The 15,880-nt window shown below is 56.3% G+C and carries 18 protein-coding genes; 1 reads left to right on the top strand and 17 read right to left on the bottom strand.

The annotated features are described in order from the left end of the window. Nucleotides 1-38: 38 nt before the first annotated feature. Nucleotides 39-1,298: a hypothetical protein gene (locus FQ179_RS09180; protein ID WP_149397026.1), complete on the top strand. Its 1,260-nt coding sequence runs from the start codon at nucleotides 39-41 to the stop codon at nucleotides 1,296-1,298. An 80-nt stretch (nucleotides 1,299-1,378) separates the two neighbouring features. Here the strand turns inward: FQ179_RS09180 and FQ179_RS09175 are convergent, their stop codons facing one another. The 17 genes from FQ179_RS09175 to FQ179_RS09100 all read right to left on the bottom strand — a co-directional run bounded on the left by FQ179_RS09175 (nucleotide 1,379) and on the right by FQ179_RS09100 (nucleotide 15,874). After that, on the bottom strand, nucleotides 1,379-2,980 hold the full coding sequence (locus FQ179_RS09175; RefSeq protein ID WP_255474924.1) for a type IV secretion system DNA-binding domain-containing protein: 1,602 nt from the start codon (nucleotides 2,978-2,980) through the stop codon (nucleotides 1,379-1,381). Nucleotides 2,981-2,992: 12 nt separating this feature from the next. Next, nucleotides 2,993-3,427 carry a hypothetical protein gene (locus FQ179_RS09170; protein ID WP_149397025.1) on the bottom strand — a complete coding sequence of 145 codons (435 nt, stop codon included), beginning with the start codon at nucleotides 3,425-3,427 and terminating at the stop codon, nucleotides 2,993-2,995. 11 nt (nucleotides 3,428-3,438) lie between these two features. Continuing rightward, complete coding sequence (gene stbB, locus FQ179_RS09165; RefSeq protein WP_149397024.1) at nucleotides 3,439-4,146, bottom strand: StbB family protein; 708 nt, start codon at nucleotides 4,144-4,146, stop codon at nucleotides 3,439-3,441. Beyond that, the gene (locus tag FQ179_RS09160; RefSeq protein WP_149397023.1) at nucleotides 4,143-4,583 is read right to left on the bottom strand and encodes a hypothetical protein; all 441 of its coding nucleotides are present in this window, start codon (nucleotides 4,581-4,583) and stop codon (nucleotides 4,143-4,145) included. The genes stbB and FQ179_RS09160 overlap by 4 nt, the downstream gene beginning before the upstream one ends. Before the next feature lie 34 nt (nucleotides 4,584-4,617). Further along, nucleotides 4,618-5,076: a hypothetical protein gene (locus FQ179_RS09155; protein ID WP_149397022.1), complete on the bottom strand. Its 459-nt coding sequence runs from the start codon at nucleotides 5,074-5,076 to the stop codon at nucleotides 4,618-4,620. Between the two features lie 141 nt (nucleotides 5,077-5,217). Further along, complete coding sequence (locus tag FQ179_RS22670) at nucleotides 5,218-5,340, bottom strand: hypothetical protein (RefSeq protein ID WP_255474923.1); 123 nt, start codon at nucleotides 5,338-5,340, stop codon at nucleotides 5,218-5,220. Between the two features lie 175 nt (nucleotides 5,341-5,515). After that, a complete protein-coding gene (locus FQ179_RS09150; protein ID WP_149397021.1) occupies nucleotides 5,516-6,433 on the bottom strand; it encodes a TrfA in 918 nt (305 codons plus the stop codon). A 148-nt stretch (nucleotides 6,434-6,581) separates the two neighbouring features. Next, on the bottom strand, nucleotides 6,582-7,601 hold the full coding sequence (virB11, locus tag FQ179_RS09145; RefSeq protein WP_149397020.1) for a P-type DNA transfer ATPase VirB11: 1,020 nt from the start codon (nucleotides 7,599-7,601) through the stop codon (nucleotides 6,582-6,584). Continuing rightward, nucleotides 7,579-8,739, bottom strand: a complete 1,161-nt coding sequence (virB10, locus tag FQ179_RS09140; protein ID WP_149397019.1) for a type IV secretion system protein VirB10 — start codon at nucleotides 8,737-8,739, stop codon at nucleotides 7,579-7,581. The genes virB11 and virB10 overlap by 23 nt, the downstream gene beginning before the upstream one ends. An 11-nt stretch (nucleotides 8,740-8,750) precedes the next feature. Further along, complete coding sequence (locus tag FQ179_RS09135) at nucleotides 8,751-9,623, bottom strand: TrbG/VirB9 family P-type conjugative transfer protein (RefSeq protein WP_149397018.1); 873 nt, start codon at nucleotides 9,621-9,623, stop codon at nucleotides 8,751-8,753. Nucleotides 9,624-9,650: 27 nt separating this feature from the next. Then, nucleotides 9,651-10,337 (bottom strand): virB8 family protein, encoded by a 687-nt coding sequence (locus FQ179_RS09130; RefSeq protein ID WP_149397017.1) that lies wholly within the window; start codon nucleotides 10,335-10,337, stop codon nucleotides 9,651-9,653. Nucleotides 10,338-10,340: 3 nt separating this feature from the next. Beyond that, nucleotides 10,341-10,478 (bottom strand): conjugal transfer protein, encoded by a 138-nt coding sequence (locus FQ179_RS09125; protein WP_149397016.1) that lies wholly within the window; start codon nucleotides 10,476-10,478, stop codon nucleotides 10,341-10,343. A gap of 90 nt (nucleotides 10,479-10,568) precedes the next feature. Beyond that, nucleotides 10,569-11,522: a type IV secretion system protein gene (locus FQ179_RS09120; RefSeq protein WP_149397015.1), complete on the bottom strand. Its 954-nt coding sequence runs from the start codon at nucleotides 11,520-11,522 to the stop codon at nucleotides 10,569-10,571. Between the two features lie 9 nt (nucleotides 11,523-11,531). Further along, complete coding sequence (locus tag FQ179_RS09115; RefSeq protein ID WP_149397014.1) at nucleotides 11,532-12,236, bottom strand: type IV secretion system protein; 705 nt, start codon at nucleotides 12,234-12,236, stop codon at nucleotides 11,532-11,534. Between the two features lie 65 nt (nucleotides 12,237-12,301). Further along, nucleotides 12,302-12,679, bottom strand: a complete 378-nt coding sequence (locus FQ179_RS09110; protein ID WP_149397013.1) for a hypothetical protein — start codon at nucleotides 12,677-12,679, stop codon at nucleotides 12,302-12,304. A 190-nt stretch (nucleotides 12,680-12,869) separates the two neighbouring features. Continuing rightward, a complete protein-coding gene (locus FQ179_RS09105; protein ID WP_149397012.1) occupies nucleotides 12,870-13,418 on the bottom strand; it encodes a hypothetical protein in 549 nt (182 codons plus the stop codon). A gap of 11 nt (nucleotides 13,419-13,429) precedes the next feature. Next, the gene (locus FQ179_RS09100) at nucleotides 13,430-15,874 is read right to left on the bottom strand and encodes a VirB4 family type IV secretion/conjugal transfer ATPase (protein WP_149397011.1); all 2,445 of its coding nucleotides are present in this window, start codon (nucleotides 15,872-15,874) and stop codon (nucleotides 13,430-13,432) included. Nucleotides 15,875-15,880 lie beyond the last annotated feature (6 nt).

The raw sequence follows: 15,880 nt of genomic DNA, 5'->3' as shown, positions 1-15,880 counted from the left end.
CTGATGACATCCAATACGCAGAAAAATAAGGTTAAATCATGCCTCTTTATGAAATGACGGGTGAGAGCCTATCCCCGGTAAATGGCCGTACCTTCACCGATTTTGGCCTGACCGAACGCCAGAATCTACAGCGCGCAATACGAGTCTCCATCGATGCCATTACGCCAGACCCAGAAGTTAAAACTATGGTTCTGGCTGAAGAGTTCGGCGATTGGGTAGGTGCCAACCGGCGCATTGACCTGCTGTGCTTGGACGAAAACGCCAACTTGGTGGTGGTCGAGCTTAAACGAGAAAGTGCCACACACATGGAGCTCCAGGCGCTGCGCTATGCAGCCATGATTTCCACCATGCGCTTTGATCAAGCTGTCCAGGCCCATGCCAAGTACTTAGAGTCTATCGGCTCAGAAGGTGATGCCGAGCAGTCCATCCGCGAGTTCCTAGGCGTCGAGGACGGACCCGTAGCGTTTTCTGAAAAAGTAAGAATTGTCCTAGCAGCTTCAGAGTTCAACTCTGAAGTCACCACCACGGTACTCTGGCTTAACGAGCAAGGCCTAGATATTCGATGCGTACAGCTACGACCCCATGATGTAGATGGACGCGTGCTCGTAGACATCCAACAGATTATCCCGTTACCGGAGGCCACCAGTTACCAAGTAGCCCTGCGCGAGAAGACGAATGAACGCGTGGTTGCTAGGTCAAACAATCGGGACATGACACGCTACGACTTAACAATAGGTGACCAAATATTTACCAACTTGCCTAAACGCCGGTTGATGTATGAAATCACCGCTGAAATGATTAGCCGTGGCGTCACACCTGAACAGATGGCCACCGTCGTACCGTGGAAAAGTAGCTCGATGTTCGCTCAAGCTGATGGCACGCTTGATAAGTCAAGTTTTATTAAGCTACTCCCGAAATACCAAATAGACCGATGCTATACGGACGATAAAGACCTTTTTCATCTTAATGAAAAGACCTTCGCCCTTACTAAAATGTGGGGCGACCGTACCATAGAGGCAATTGAAGCCATCACTAGCTTGAACCCCAATGGGCGACAAATCGACTTCGAACCCGCGATCACAGGCACTACAGAGGCTTCCTACAAAGACTATTTAATCACGCGGCTTAGCACGGGCCCTATCAAGCTAGAGCGTGATGGCCTCCCCATAGAACGTGTCTTGCCAGAACTTCGACGCCTGGCAGGCGAGCTTAACGTTTCCACGGCGAACAAGCAGGGCAATCCGCACAACACCCAAGTTTTGGGTAGAGAGCTAATCAAAGCTATCAATGCGCTTTAGTGATGTGATTTAAGGGCGCTAGTCAACGGGCCTTCTGGATATTCTATCCGTCAGATGGTGTCATCGTGGCTTCAGCAGTATTAAGCGCTTTCCTGAAACGCCGTCGCAGCCAAAGCAAACTGCCTGAACGGCAAGCTCACCCTAGCAATTGGGAAATCCCCCGCCAAGGCAACATACCCGCCCAGCGCTGGCAGTGCCTGTATCTGCGCCGCTGTCACCACGTCTTCCGTCGTGCGATCCATATTGTCCGAGGTGTTGCGATGGTCCACACTCCGGCTGACGCTGTACTTGGGCCGTTCAACCTCATGTTTGCCCAGACTCTCGCTCATGTCTTTCGCTGTCTGCGGGTCGGTGCGAGAGCCGCCCAGCACAGCGAGGTTGCGAAAGCTCGCCCGGATGGTCGTGGCCATGGTGCGCCCATAAATGTGTTCCAGCTGGGATGTGCTTTGCAATCCCGCCACGACGCGCAGGCCGTTTTTCCGGCCCTTGGTCAGGCCTGCTTCCAGTGACGGCAGGGCTTCCAGGCTGGCTAGCTCATCAATGAACAGCCACCAGCGTCGGTGGGTGCCTTCAGGCATGGATAGAATTGACGTGATGAACACGTCAGCCCACGACGACACCAGTGGTTTCATGGAACTCATCATGTCTTCGCGCCAGTTGATGTACAGGTTCCCTCCGTCGGGCTTGGCTAGCCAATCTCGGATGGAGAACCGCCCGGGCTTCATGCCGGTGTGTTCTGACAGCTTGTTAGACAACACAAAGCGGGCGGAAGATAGCGCTTTGCTGGCTTCGCTGGAACCAACAAACAAGGATTCGGCCAGGGTGCCTTCCAGGAATTGCTTCAAAACCTTGGGGTCTTCAATGGTGCAGAGGCGGAAGAGGTCCATGACACTAGCCGCGTCCCCCTGCAACTGGTGGAGTTTCTTGGCAGTCTCGCGCAGCAGCAGGCGGCCGAAGTCGTTCCATTCTTCAGCGTTCTTGTCCTGGCTCATGGGAACCATAGAATGGGCCAGTCGCTTCCAGTCATAGTCTGCACGGACTTCGTTGAAGAACGCCCAGCCCTGGCTGCGGGCGTCATAGGGGTTTAGGATCACGTCGCCCGGTTGCCAAAACTTGCTGAGCAGATCGCCGTTGGGGTCGATGACGATTGTGCGGTCATTGCGATGTGCAGGCTGGCCTAGCACGCTGGTTTTCATACTGCGTTGTGAACGGTTCAGTACAGAGGCGGCCATGTTTCGCAACAGCACCGATTTACCGGACCCTGTAGCACCGCTGATGAGCAAATGCAGATTCTCGTTGGCGGTTGGCATGGGGATGCCGCCAACATCGATTTGTTGTTTGCCACGCTCTTCGCACTGGCGTGTCAGGCCTTTTGCAGACGTAGTGCGAGTGCCACGTACAAAGCGTTTGTAGGCAGCGCCTTCAAACCCTTCAGTTCTGGCCGTGCGCCCAACAAACAGAATCAGCACCAGCGCCAGCACCAGGCCGCTGCCAAGAGCGTAATAGAGCAATGGATATTGCGGCGTCAGCATCACGAAATGCTGGAAAGTCCTGGCGTTCCAGTCTCGCCAGTGCATGTGGCTGCCCCAGGTCGCAGCAGCCATCCAAGCGCCAGCAGGGAAGAGGGCCAAAGAGAATGCGGCAATGCGCCGCCGAGTGATGGGAGAGATCAGGGTGGACATGCGTATCGGTCCTCAGGAGGTCAGAATCTGGCCTAAGGCCAGGCCTGCCAGCAAGCCCCCCAGAATGCCTGCTGCACCGCCCACTAGCAGTGCGAACAATGCCATACGTCGTGCGGACTGGTGCGCGATGCTGGCGTATTGTGCGGCTTCACCGGCGAGTTGATCCAGGCGATTGCTGGTGTCATTGAGCATGGCCTGAATGGCGTGTTGGGCGTGTTGGTTGATGGGTTTAGCTGCCGCTTCTATCGTGGCGGTCAGGTGGCGGCTAAGTTGCTCAGGCAAGACTTGCTGCACCTCGCCCATGGTCTGCATGTGTTTTTGCACAGCATCCAGGCTTTGGGTGGCATTTTCCAGTCTACCTACGAGGCCAGCGACTTCACCCAGTACCTCGTGATACAGCAAATCCAGCTTGGTACGAGCGCCACTGGGATTCGGGTGTGCTTCCATGATGGCCCGACTCAGGAGAACAGGGCGGTGAATGCCGCGTTCATTTGCCTGTCTACCGGCTTGGCCAGGGCACGTAGGGCGTGCCGGTTGCTTAGATGTGAAATACGGACATGGTCTTCCAGGTCGGCAGCGCGAAGCAGTGCGCGGTAGTCGGTCTGGTCAGCCAGTACATCGGCAATTGTCGTGCGTTGGTCGGCCAGCAATTCAAAGACTTCGTTTTCGTAGATGGCAGCGCCAGGACTGGCCTGCACTTCGCCTGTTTTGGCGGCATAGGCCAGGATGGAGGGGAACTCATCTTGCACGCTGGCGTCGACACGATTGAAAAGGATTCGTACCCGCTCTGGATCAACACCCAGTTCAGCCAGGGCAGCCACGGTCTTGATGGTTTCGCGCTGTGCCTTGCCAGTATTGATGACTGGTAGCACGAAGTAGCTCATTTCTTCGTGTGCGCCTTCGTAGCGCATCATGTGCGTCAAAAAGTCTTCGATGTTGCTGGCACCCACATCGACAATCGCATCTTCGCGGGTAAGCAGTTCTCGGAACAGTCGGCCAAAATGTTCGCCGCGCAGCTGATCGACATTCAAGCCCAGATCGGCACTTGTTTCATTGGTGGACTCCACGGCAAAAATCTGGGCACCGTTCATGCGTGGTGCCAGAAGGTGAGAGGCGGCTACGGTCTTGCCAACGGAGCCGGTGTAATTCAGAACGGCGACTTTCATGGTTTATTCCTTTTCATGGGGTTGTTTTCAGTAGATTGGGTACGGCTGGCTAAGCCTTCGCGTCGCAGGGCCTCCAGGTCTATCTGCATGTCGCGAATCTTGCGTAGATCGCCTGGCGTCTGGATGTTGCGCGGTCGGCCTTGGATGGCATCAAGTGCAGCAGGAGGGGGTGATGGTTTCATCGTGGAAGACGGAAGGCTGGCAGCTGCTGTTCGCTGGGCTTTACGCCAGCGGTACAGCGTGATAGCGAAGGTGCTGCGTTGCACGGTCAGACCTGCAGCGGCCAGATCCTCCAGTACGGCGGCGTGTGGCACACCTGCAGCAAACTCGGCTTCGATCATTGGAAACAGTGCGCGTAGTTGGGCTGAAAGGCTGATGCGTGGGTCGAGGGCAGAAAGTACGGCCCGATAACGAGACACGGGTTGGGGTGAGTACATAGGTTTCCAGGAGTTGGGTTAAAGACAGTGCCGCTTAGTGCGACAGCTCAGGAAAGACCTGGGTCTGCTTGTCCGCCAGCCAGGAGCAACCTGTCGCCAGCGCTTCGTCGTAGGCAGACTGTTCGTCTGCGAATTGGACCGACTTGCCACGTGCGGAGAAACGTCCGCCGCCGACTTCGTGACCGTCACTCAGCAGGCGCAGGGTGTAGCCACCGGAGTCGTAGTGGTGAGGGACGATCTCGAAGGAAAACCGAAGTCGGGCGTGAGTCAGTTCAGTGTGAAATTGCCGGGCGACTTCAGCCAGGCGTGCAGCCCAGTGCGGGCCGATGCGATCCAAGGCTTGGGCGATGCTGTAGCCGCGCTCGCGCAGCCAGTCGCTGCGATCCAGCACCAGGGCGGCAGTGAGTGCTTCGCCCAGGCTCATGGTGCCAATGCCGTAGTGGGCGGCTTGTTGCACGATGTGCAATATCCGGGTGTCGATGGTCGAGTGCATGAGGACTCCTTTGCCCAGCAGCTTGAAGGGCAGTGATGGGGGGATGAGAGGGAGGTGTGTCCGAAAGGGCGGATGTGGTCAATTGCAGACCGATGCAGCCGCTATGCGGCTGCTCAGCGTGGCAAATCAAAACGGCCTGGGTTATGCAGGCAAGGTGTTGCGATCAGGTGGAGCGCGGGTTGGGCTTATCCACAGGCCTTGCTGGTAGTAATAAGGTAGAAATAAGGTAGAAGGCGTTTTGATGGCTGAAAAGCGCCTGTTCATGCGGGTTTCCAGAAATTATGCGCGATGCTATGACGAGAAAGCGCGATGTTATGACGATAAGCCGCGATCTTATGACGATGCAGGCGCGATGCTATGACGACGGCAATCAGCACTTATCCACAGCCTGAAAATCGGCTTTTAAGGACTCCTGCGCGATGTTATGACGATGGGAAATTTACCGATCCAGTCGTGTCCAAACCGCTTGTTCGTGGCCCTTGATTGCGGTTTCTATGCGTGGTTCTGCGATCACTTTTAGGGCTTCCAGTTCCGTCAAGCTGCGTTCCAGACTTGTCCGAAAATCACGCATGCGACCGGTGTATTGAGCGCGTTGCTTCAGGATGTTCAGGCTGTATTTTTGCTGGATGTCGGAAGAGGTACCAATCAGGCGCTGCAGGCTTTTGGACAGGTCATGTCGCATCTGCAGGCGTTTGGTCCAGTCCACCAGGGCATACTCCCGGTTGCTAAAGATCTGTGCCCAGCGAGGGTCAGCGTAGATCGTGTAGCTGCCAGAGGGCTCGTCATAGTCGAAGCCGCCGAGCATCGCGAGGACTCGGGTCGATGGGTGGTTGCCATAGCTGTATTTGACCGAGCCATCCTTTCTGCGGGCTTCAATGCACAGGGAGAAGCGGGCCAGGTCTTTCATGCCTTCATGCAGCCATTCATAGGCGCTGCCACCTGTGGGTCTGCCCATGCCGCGTAGGAAATCCGCCCGGTTGATGGTTGGCGCTTCGCCCAACAGGGCCGTGGTCTGCAAGTACATGGCATGCATCCAGATGTCGGCATGATCCTCACTTAACTGCTTGCCGGATCCTTTAAGCAGGATGTTGCTGCCCTCCAGAAACACGGTCTCGTCGTGTAGGGTGCGCCATCCCCGGCGAACCGGCGCAAAGATGGCGCTTCGGGCGATGTAGTTGGGAATGGCTCGGGCCGTTTCATTGATGCCAGGCAGTATGAACGGGGCAGGGGTGACTGCCTGTTTTTCTGCGGCGGCAGCCAAGGCTTGGTTGGCCTTTTGCTGGGCGCGCTGCATGGCAGCCGACAGACGCAGCAGACTGTTGTCCCGGTGAAAGGGCAGACGAGTGGAGGAGGTCATAGGTAAAAAACTCCAGACGAGCCCATACAAGGCCTGCCTGGAGCGTGTGCAGTGCCTCACACGGGTTCAGGGGTAGGGTGACCGGACAAAGTGATGTCAGGCCAGAGGGATTGGGACAAATACCCGTTAGGGTGTCGTTATCGGCGGGTCAGCGGCTGACTTGCCGGCTGGGCTCAAACCAAAGCTCTTTCAGCTGAAACCGTTCGAAATACAGCACGATATCTACGGTCTGGCGCAAAAACGCTTGAATCGTCGGCAGATCAAGGTTGCCGCCGGTAGGCGATTGCTTGATAAGTACTGCCAAGCGATGAAACGTATCAGTGGCCCCATTGGCATGGGTGGTGGTGACCGACCCTGGGTGGCCGGTGTTCAATGCCGCCAGGTAATCCCAGGTTTCAGGGCCGCGCAGCTCGGCCAGGAATATCCTGTCTGGCGACAAGCGCATGCAGGCTGCCAGGCTCGCCGTTGCCGAGACGCGACCCCGCGTTCCGCCATACATCAGGTGAACACGGTTTCTATGCCTAGGCAGCATGAGTTCATGAACATCTTCAATCGTGACCAGGCGTTCATCAATGGAAACACGGTCTATGAGGGATCGAGCAAAGGTGGTTTTGCCAGATCCCGTAGCCCCAGAAATAACCAGGTTCTTGCGTGCCTGTACTGCGGCATGAAGGAATTGGGGAATGTCGCCAGCAGCCTTCAGGTCCAAGAGTGTCTGGTCGGTCTTCGAGAGGCCGCCTGTTGGACCGTCGGCGGCGGTGTCGTAGGTAGCCGCAAAAGCACCTTGCGCTTGCAGCTCCTCCAGGGAAAGCGCTACTTGGGCGTGCTTTCGGATATTGATGGCCAGGGTGCCGTCGATGCAGGCCGGAGGCTGAACGATCTGGCCGCGTTCACCGTCGGGCAGGACGACCGACTGAATGGGGCTGCGTGCCATGTGGTTGTACGCTGCCAGGGCCGTGGCCAGGGCTTCCAGGTGCGGATAGGAAAGCTGGGTGCATTCGTGTAACTGCCAGGCCCCGCGTGTGCGGGTGTAGAGCTCCCCAGGGCGCACGATGGCAATTTCAGTCACTGTAGGGTCTTGCAGGTGGACAGCCAGTGGGCGCAGAAATGTACGAACAGCGATAGCCCGATCAAACGGGACTGGTTCAGTGGATGGGTTCGAGCTCATAGACTTTGCTGAAATCCAGATCGCGAGCGACCATGATGCCAATGCGCTCGCCCTGGTTTTTGTAAAGAGTGGGAGGAATATCCAGTGATTTTTCCAGAATCTTGGACACTGCTTCCTGGCCGCCTTGGCTCGTGTTATCAAAACGGATGTTGTTGCTGCCCGATTCCCCCTGATTGGATGCCCAGTTGCCCAAGTCACCGATCAGGGAAAGCAGGATGGCGTTGCCAAAGCGGTCCCAGAAGTGGTTGTCGATATGGCCGTCTAGCCCTGCCTCGCCTAGGGGGCCAGTTCCGGGCGAGCTTAGATTCACGATGACACCGGTAGGGGTTTCCAGTCGATTCCAGGTCACGAAGGCGCGGGCTTGGCCCTGCTGTATGCCTCCAGGCTGGTAGCCCGTGAATTTGGTGCCAGCATCAATCAGTTTGACCTTGCCGTTGGCACTCATGACGTCGTGCGTGGCCAGGCATGTCAGAAGACCGGCCTGGGTGCTGACGAGCTTGGTCTGTAGGGTGCAGTCAATCATGGTTCCTTGTGTCAGCAGAAAGTTGCGGTCGCCTAGTTGGCCTGCAACTGACGGGGAAAGCTCTAGCGGCCGCAATTTGTCAGCTAAGGGGCCAGCATCGCTATACGGGCCTTGCTTGCCGTTAGCTTGATCTGTCGTCGCGCCGCTCTGGTCGGTGCCGCCTGCTTGCAGTGGACTAGCCAGTCGTCGCTGGGCGATTTCATTGACGGGAGCAGGTGCACTTGGCATCGGTGGCGGAACGTAATAGCTTCGCGCAGCCTCGGGTTCAGTTACCGGTTGATGTGTGGGTGGCAGTGGCGCGGGGCGTTCGACCTTTGGGGCTTTAAGGCGATTGGTGATGCCGCTTTGATCGACCTCCAACCCGGTATCCGCCTTTTCCCGGGGCCCACGGCTCCAGGTCTTTACGAGCACGCCGATTGCCACAGCCAGTGCGATTAATATCGTGAGCCAGAGGAAGGCACGAGCACCCCGAGGCGTACTGTGCCCGGTTGTGTCCAAATCGACCGTCTCCCGTTCCAGGCCACTATGCGGTTGGTTTGATGGGTGATCGTGGGCTAAATCATCATCTTGATGCCCGGCGGCTGCTGGAGCCGAGCCTTGTTCCTTTTCCGTCATGGGGTGTTCCTTCATTGCGTGACTTCGCGTATCCGTATGGTGGGTACGGGTGCCACAGCGGCGGGTTGTTCGGCAGCGGCACCTTTGATGCGGCGTTTCACGGATGGCGATGTAGTTCCGGTATGTGCTGGTACGGCTGTCGCGCCGTAGGCTTCGTTGTATATGGCCAGCACTTGCTTGCCCAGGCGTAAATGCCATAGCGCAGAAGTGCGATGCAGCACCATGGTGCGTTCATCTGCCATGTGGTAATTCGTAATAATTTCCTGGCCATCTGGTGTGACGCGATACACAGTGGGAATGTCGGCCTGCGGGGCGAACTGCAGCCAGGTCTGACGGCCATCATCCCAGGCATGTACCGGTGCGATGTCTGCATCGCCGCTGCGGATGTAGGCCTGCCAGTTCAGCGCTGCACCAGTGACCTGTAAGGATCGTTCAATGGCCGCCTTCTGTGTGGCTTTGATTTGTTGCCTGGCCTCAGCCTCTGGGTAGCGGATCACAAGCTTGTAAAGGGCTGGTGAGCTGTGGCTACTGCTATACGAGAGCCTAAAGCTGTAGTCGCGACGGTTGGTGACCACGATCAGGTTGGTGTTGGCATCTTCTGCTGTAGGCTTGAAAAACAGGTGATTGTCCTTGTGCGTAAACGCATAGGCCTGGCTGTCGCCAAAGACGTGATAGACGTAGTGCTCGCCGGGTTCCAACACAATGTGAGTGGCCACGCCGATGACGGCATTGAGCTGGATGACGTTGGCCGTGTTGTAGTTCACATAGCGCACTCGATGATCGAGCCGTGAGTTGCGAGGTGTTTCCAGCGCCAAAACGCTGGTAGGAACGGCCAGGCAGACAAACAAAGCCAGCGCCTGCCGACTGAGGAAATGTTCAAACATAAGGATTCCTTCTGAGCTTTGTCGGTATCAGCGAGATAGGTCGGCAGCCAAGTCATAGCGCATGATCTGAAAGCCCAGCGGGTTTAGGCGGGCGACTTCTTCAGTAAGCGGGACGTCGGTGTATTGGTAGGCCATGGTGGCGATCAGATGCCGGACCTTGGTGATATTGCCGGTGCTGACTTCCCGCTCCGTCTTGGTGAAACGGACAATGGCGGCCTGGTTGGCCCCCAGGGTGATGGAATGAATTTGCACGTCCACAGAGCTTTGGGCACCAAGGCGCGTCGTGACAGCGTCTGGGCCTTCGAATCGTTTGCCGTACTGGATCTGAGCAGGCGCGGAGGAAAGCAGGGCGCAGGTGTTGAATTGCTCCTGGATGGTTTGCCAGCTATAGCCTTCGCAGTTCAGCACATAGGTATTCAGGAAATACTTGGCGATACGCTGACCATAATCTTCCATGGGCTGGCCAAGGCTGCTGACATGCTCGATGGTGCCAGTGGCGTTATCCACTCGGACCACATACATTTCGGGCGGCTGTTTGAGTGGCGTGAGACCGGCCACGGCGGCAACGGAAGCCAAAGCAATGAGGCCGGATGCAATGGCTACCTGCCAGGCGCGTTTCCGGCTGCGCACGAGCTCACCCAGATGATCGCGCTCCAGGCCGCGCGATTGCTCCAGGTAGGCGGCAATGTCTTCGGACTTGAGTGGGTCAGACATGAATCAGACTCCTTTGAAATGCGGCGGCGTGGCGTTCACTGGCACGCGGGGCGTATCGGCGGGTTGTGGCGGCTGGGGCGCATGAAAGGCGCAGCCAGAGATCAGCCCGGCCAGAGCCAGGGTGGCGATGATGTTTTTCATGGGTAAAGGATTCCTAACCGGCTCGACTGGCAGGTAGATGGGAAGTATCAAGAGATTGACCAGCCTGAAATGGCCGGTAGCGAGGTCTACTTACTTAGCGCGAAGGCGTAGCATGCTGCGCAGGCGCAGGACGGAGAAAGCCCCCTTGGCTGCAGTCCCGACGCCCAGTTGAGCACCGAAACCGTTGGATAGACCGGCAGCCAGGCCTGGAATCATTACCATGATCACGAGGCTGGCGATGCCTACCAGTGTTTGGGCTCCGAAGAGAGACATAATGTCCTGATCGCCTGCGTTGATTTGGCCTGCGATCATGCGAATAAGCTGAATGTTTATCTGTAGCAGCAACCCAAAGATGAGCCCCGCTAGCAGCGCCAGAAACACGAAGTTAAGGGCCTGTGAAATCCAACTGTTGAATAACGGTTTAGTGGGTTCAAACAGAGTCGCTGCTATAAATATTGGTCCGGCAGCGACTATGAGTGCCATCCCCACTTTGCAGACCACGATGATCACCATAATGATGCTGCCCAAGACGGCAGCATTGATGCGTACCAGCGTGGCCAAGATGCTGACGAGGACTTCCTGGGTTGAGGGAAGAAAGCCAAGCATGGAGTCACCTCCGCCAGCACCTAGCATGGTGTTGGACGTCTCGCTGGTTTCGCTTTGCAGTTTGTCGACTTCCTGAGCTACGTTGCCAGTACCTATTGCTAGCTCAGTTACATCATCTGGCAGCGCAATCATAGCTTTGGCGATGTCATTCTGGTACAGACCACCCACCCCGAAAATCATTGAGATGATGGCCACGAGAATTGCTTTTCGAAAGAACTCAGTCACCGTCATATTGCTCTGTCCGTGCATAAGGGCAAACGCATACACGACAAATTGAAGTGTGAGGCCAACCACGATGACTGGCATCAAGGCCTCGAATAGAGTCTGCATGGGTCCATTCACGGCGTCATTCAGGACATTTTCTGTTTGGGTCATGACCCATTGGGCGATGTCGCTGGGTGCTGATGGCGGGGTGACAGCAGGAGTTAGGTTAGACATGATGCCGCCTCACTTTGCAGGTTTGGTCGCATCACTGGTATTAGTGGTATTGCCAAACCAACCCCGATACACCTGTTGCGCCCGTGCCTGCAATAGATTGCGCTCGGCTTCAAGTTGTTGGGACGCTAGCTGAATCCGGGTCTGCTCCGCTTGAATGTTCGCTTGCTCTATCAGAATGCGAGCCTGTAGTTCAGAGATTTCCTTGGGGTTCGTTGTCTGATTGATCTTGTCCTGTAACGCATCGACGTTGGCTAGGCGTCGAGTCATGGAGTCGTAGGCCCGTTCGCTCATGGCTTTGGATGTAGCCTCAATATTCAGAGAGCGTTTGGACAGGTTCTGGCGATCCTCCTGGAAATTCACGGGAGCCATCACCTCGTCCGTGATGCGGCCTACATCGCCATCCAGGTTCGACCCTCCCGAGCGATCCAGTAGGCTCTGAGCATTGGATGGCAGGGCTGCGCGCAGTTGGTTCCGAATATTGGCGTTGCCGACGACGTTGCCGTAGCCGCTGGACTGGGTGAAAGCGGCCAGCTGACTTTTGGCCGTAGCTAGCTGATCGGTCAGATTTTTCAGTTGATCGCGGGCGGTCAGCAGTTGCTCCTGTAACTGGGCGATCGTTGCAGCATCGACGGTGGGGATGCCGCTCGCATGGGCAGAATTTACAAATGCGGCGGACAGGATTATGCCCGCAGCAAACGACTTGCAGCGTGTCATGAATGAGACTCCAGGATGTTCACGAAAGCCGACGAATGCCGGCCTGTGGATTGCGCGGGAAAGAGTTACGTCTTGTTGGTAGCGCTTTGGTATTGTGTTTCGGTGATGCGGTGGGCTATCATGCGGCCCGAGACGATCGCATCTTCCTTTTCGTTGTATGCCAAATGAACAGTTTCGCTTACGACCAGTACATTGTCGGCCTCCTTAATGACAGCCGGTACGGTGCGAGTTCGATACCCCACCTTTCCGACAATGCTCCATGCTGTTTCATGGAAAAGGAAACTCTCGCCGTTACGCTCGATGTGGACCAGTACTGGGTGATTTCCTTTGTCTGACTTCCAGTACCCAAGAAATTTTTCACCACCTGGTTCTGTTTTGCATCCAGTCAGGAAGCTCAGCAGGGCAGTAGCACTGGCGGCGGTGATGAAATGTCGTCGATTCATTGGGTTTCCTATGGTTAAACGGTTGTCCGAGTACTCTTGGCAATGCTTGAAGGCTGCCTAGATGTTGGCCACGCTGCTGACGTGTTCGGTCTTTGTACGCCAGTAGGTCCGTTGGTCAGGTTTCAAAATGTTCCCCAACGCCATGCTCAAGGCTTCATTGGAAGGAGTGGCCGTTTGGTTATGGAAGGCACTACAGACATAGGTCGGGGCCCTCCTGCTTTGCTTCCTGTGATTGGAAAGCTTGGTGATCAAAGCGTACGTTGATCAAGTTGGCTATCCGTTGATAATCAGCAGGTTCAGGCGGATGTCCGTTCACGTCATGGACGTGCAGGCTGTAATATTTTTGTACACCTTGTTCAAAATAAGCACGATCTTCGCGAGCATAAGTGGAGCGGAACCAAATGTCCGGACTCATCCGGGGGTCGGTGCAAGATGGTTCGGAAAGACCGTAGTCTCGGCCATGCCGCACCAAATCGACCGCATCGACCGTGACGTGGTCAAGCTCGGTTTCTTGGGTGTTGGCTTCGCCTGCTTCCAGTTCCTGATGCGTCCAGTGTTCACAATGGATCGAAATTACAAAGGTATCTTCCGGAGTGTCGGTGTCAGGGTCTGTAAGCCCCAGACGGGCATAGAACTCTTGATCCTTTGCTGCTTTCAGATCGTCTTTGGCCTGTGCCTCGCGCGAGTTGTGTTCAAGCGCTGCTCGCTGTTTCTCCCGATCAAGGGTGTCTTGTTTCATGGCTCACATTCCTAAGGGGTGGTGTTTATCTGGCGGCTTTGCCTGACAGTGTGGAGGTACACAGGTAGCCAGACAGCAGGGTCATGCCCGGCCTGGACCACTGCCTGCTCTGCTATCTCGGCCATGTCGGGGCTGCCAGAGAACACCAGCAGTTCGTCTTCGCAACCAGACAAGTCCAGTTGAGCGACCGTGACGCTGGATCCCTGCTTGATGAGGAACTTGCGGCTGGCCTCGCCCAGGGTTTTCAGCAGCTCGAACTCGGCGGGCGTCAGGCCAAAGCCTTCAATGTAGTCGCGGGCCTTGGCCCTGGGATTGGGCAACAGGATCAAGGTGGCTGTTTGCTGCACCAGAGAGGGGCCGACCGGGTTATCTATGATGGCCCCAGGCTCTTGGGTGGCGAAGGCCAGTACGCCGTTTTTCTTCCTGATCGTGCGGCTGGCATCCTGCATGTCATCCTGAAAGTGCTGGTCTTTCAAGGGGTGCTGACATTCGTCGTATAGATTGATGATGCGGCGGCCATCGTGCAGGGCGTCAATACGGTGCTTTAGATACATCGTTGCCGCGCCTCGTACCGCGTCATCATCGAGCAACTCGGTGAGGTCAAAGCCGAAGATGGCGGGCTTACCTACTTCATTGGCCAGGCTCAACTCATCCGCTGGGTTATCGAACACCCAGCCGTACTCCCCGCCTTGGCACCATGGGGCCAGGCGAGCATGGACGGTGCTTGTGGTTTCATCCTCGCTATACGGGTTGGGTAGCAGCGTATTCAAGGTTGAAAGCGTTCGGGAGTCGTGATCAATCAGCGTGACCAGTTGCTGCACTGCCTGTGTGATATCAGCATGCTGGCGCGTGGTGAGCGTTTCACCCCTGCGTTCGGCCAAGAATACGACCAGGCGCACCATGAACGCGATATTCCCTTTGGTAGGCTCCATTTGGAATGGATTCCAACCTGTTGCTTCGCCAAGGTGAATGTTGAAGTAGTGGCCGCCGAGCGCCATGATCAGTATCTGCATCCCTTGATCCTTGTCCCAGACGACGCATGTCGCACCAAACTTCTGGGCCTGAGTGAGCAGCATTCCCTGCAGTACCGTCTTGCCCGTGCCGGTCATGCCGATAATCATGGTGTTGCCTGGGCGTCGTTTGCCAGTTTCATCCATGTCCTCGGTCGAGGCATGAAAATTGAAGAAGAACGGACTACCCGTTTGGGTTTTGAGCAGAGTAACTGCCGGTCCCCAGGGGTTTCCGACAGGCTTGCCGATGAGCTGATTGTGCAGGCTGGAAAAGCACAGAAAGTTAAGTGACGTAATTGGTACTGGGCGCGGCCGCCAGTGCCAGTTGCCGGGCAACTGTGCCCAGAAACCGGCTTCCAACGCCCGATCCAGCGGTCTGAAGCCAATGGCATCTTCGGCCAGTGCTGTAGCGCTTTGGGCCAGCGCCTGGCGTACCCCTTCTGCAGTGTCGCCATAGACCAGTAATGTAGCGTGATGGTCTCCCAGGCCGAGGCGGGCGGAAGTTAGGTCGTCCATGACGTCGGCCAGCTGGGCAACCTGGCTGGTGGAGTCGTCGCCGGAATCAACCAGCAGTTTGTGGTGTTTCTTGACCAGTTTTTTGGCGGCTGCCCCTGTATGGCTACCCCAGGATTGGGTGAGCACGAATTCATGTGGCAGGCTTAGCAAGCGATCCAGGTGGCCAGGTTTGGTCGATTCGGGATAGTCGCGTAATTCCATCATGCCGAAGATGCGGGAGTTCGCAATACTGCGCAGTTCTCCGAGTTCTCCGCGACGGCCAAAAATCGGTCGAGCAAAGGGGAGGGTTTCACGCAAGCGTTCTCGGCTGATGGGCACCGACCGGTGAACCCCGGAGAGCAGATAGCCCAGGAACTCTGCGGCTTCGCTAAAGGCAAAGCCCTTGCGGTCCACAATCCGCAAAATCTGAGGATCGTAGCGGTACAGGCCTGCAGTCATGGATCGCAAGATATTGTTCAGCCGTTCGATGGATTCGGCCTGCCAGAGCGCAAGGCGCTGGGCGTCAGCCCCTTCCAAACTGGCGAAGGTGCCTAATATCGGATCCTGAACAGGGTGAATGAGTATCGTCAGGTACAGGTCGTTAATCATCAGGCCAGAGGCATCAAAGGTCGCACGGTATGCAGCGTCGAACTGGCTGGCAAATGGCTGGGTAAAAGTGCTGTCGGGATACTCCGTTACGCGGCGGCGCACGATGTGTGAGTACAAGCCCAGTGTTCCCATGGGTAGCCCGCGCAATACGTTATGCAGCGCTTCGATCCATTCTTTCAGTTCGTCTTGCGCATAGGCGTCTGGTGTGCGGCCTGTTACCTTGATGACGGCCAGGTACTCGTGATTGTCGCAAGCAATAATCTGATCGGTGACATGATGAGAGTAGGGCAGGTAACGCGATACTTGCCGTTCGTCTACACCTAACGTGGCAGCAGCAGTCATGGAGTT

The organism is Pusillimonas sp. ANT_WB101 (assembly GCF_008369125.1).
In the GTDB taxonomy this organism is placed as follows: Bacteria; Pseudomonadota; Gammaproteobacteria; order Burkholderiales; family Burkholderiaceae_B; genus Allopusillimonas.
The sequence above is the reverse complement of the archived record's forward strand: the minus strand, read 5'-3'. Positions and strand labels throughout refer to the sequence as shown.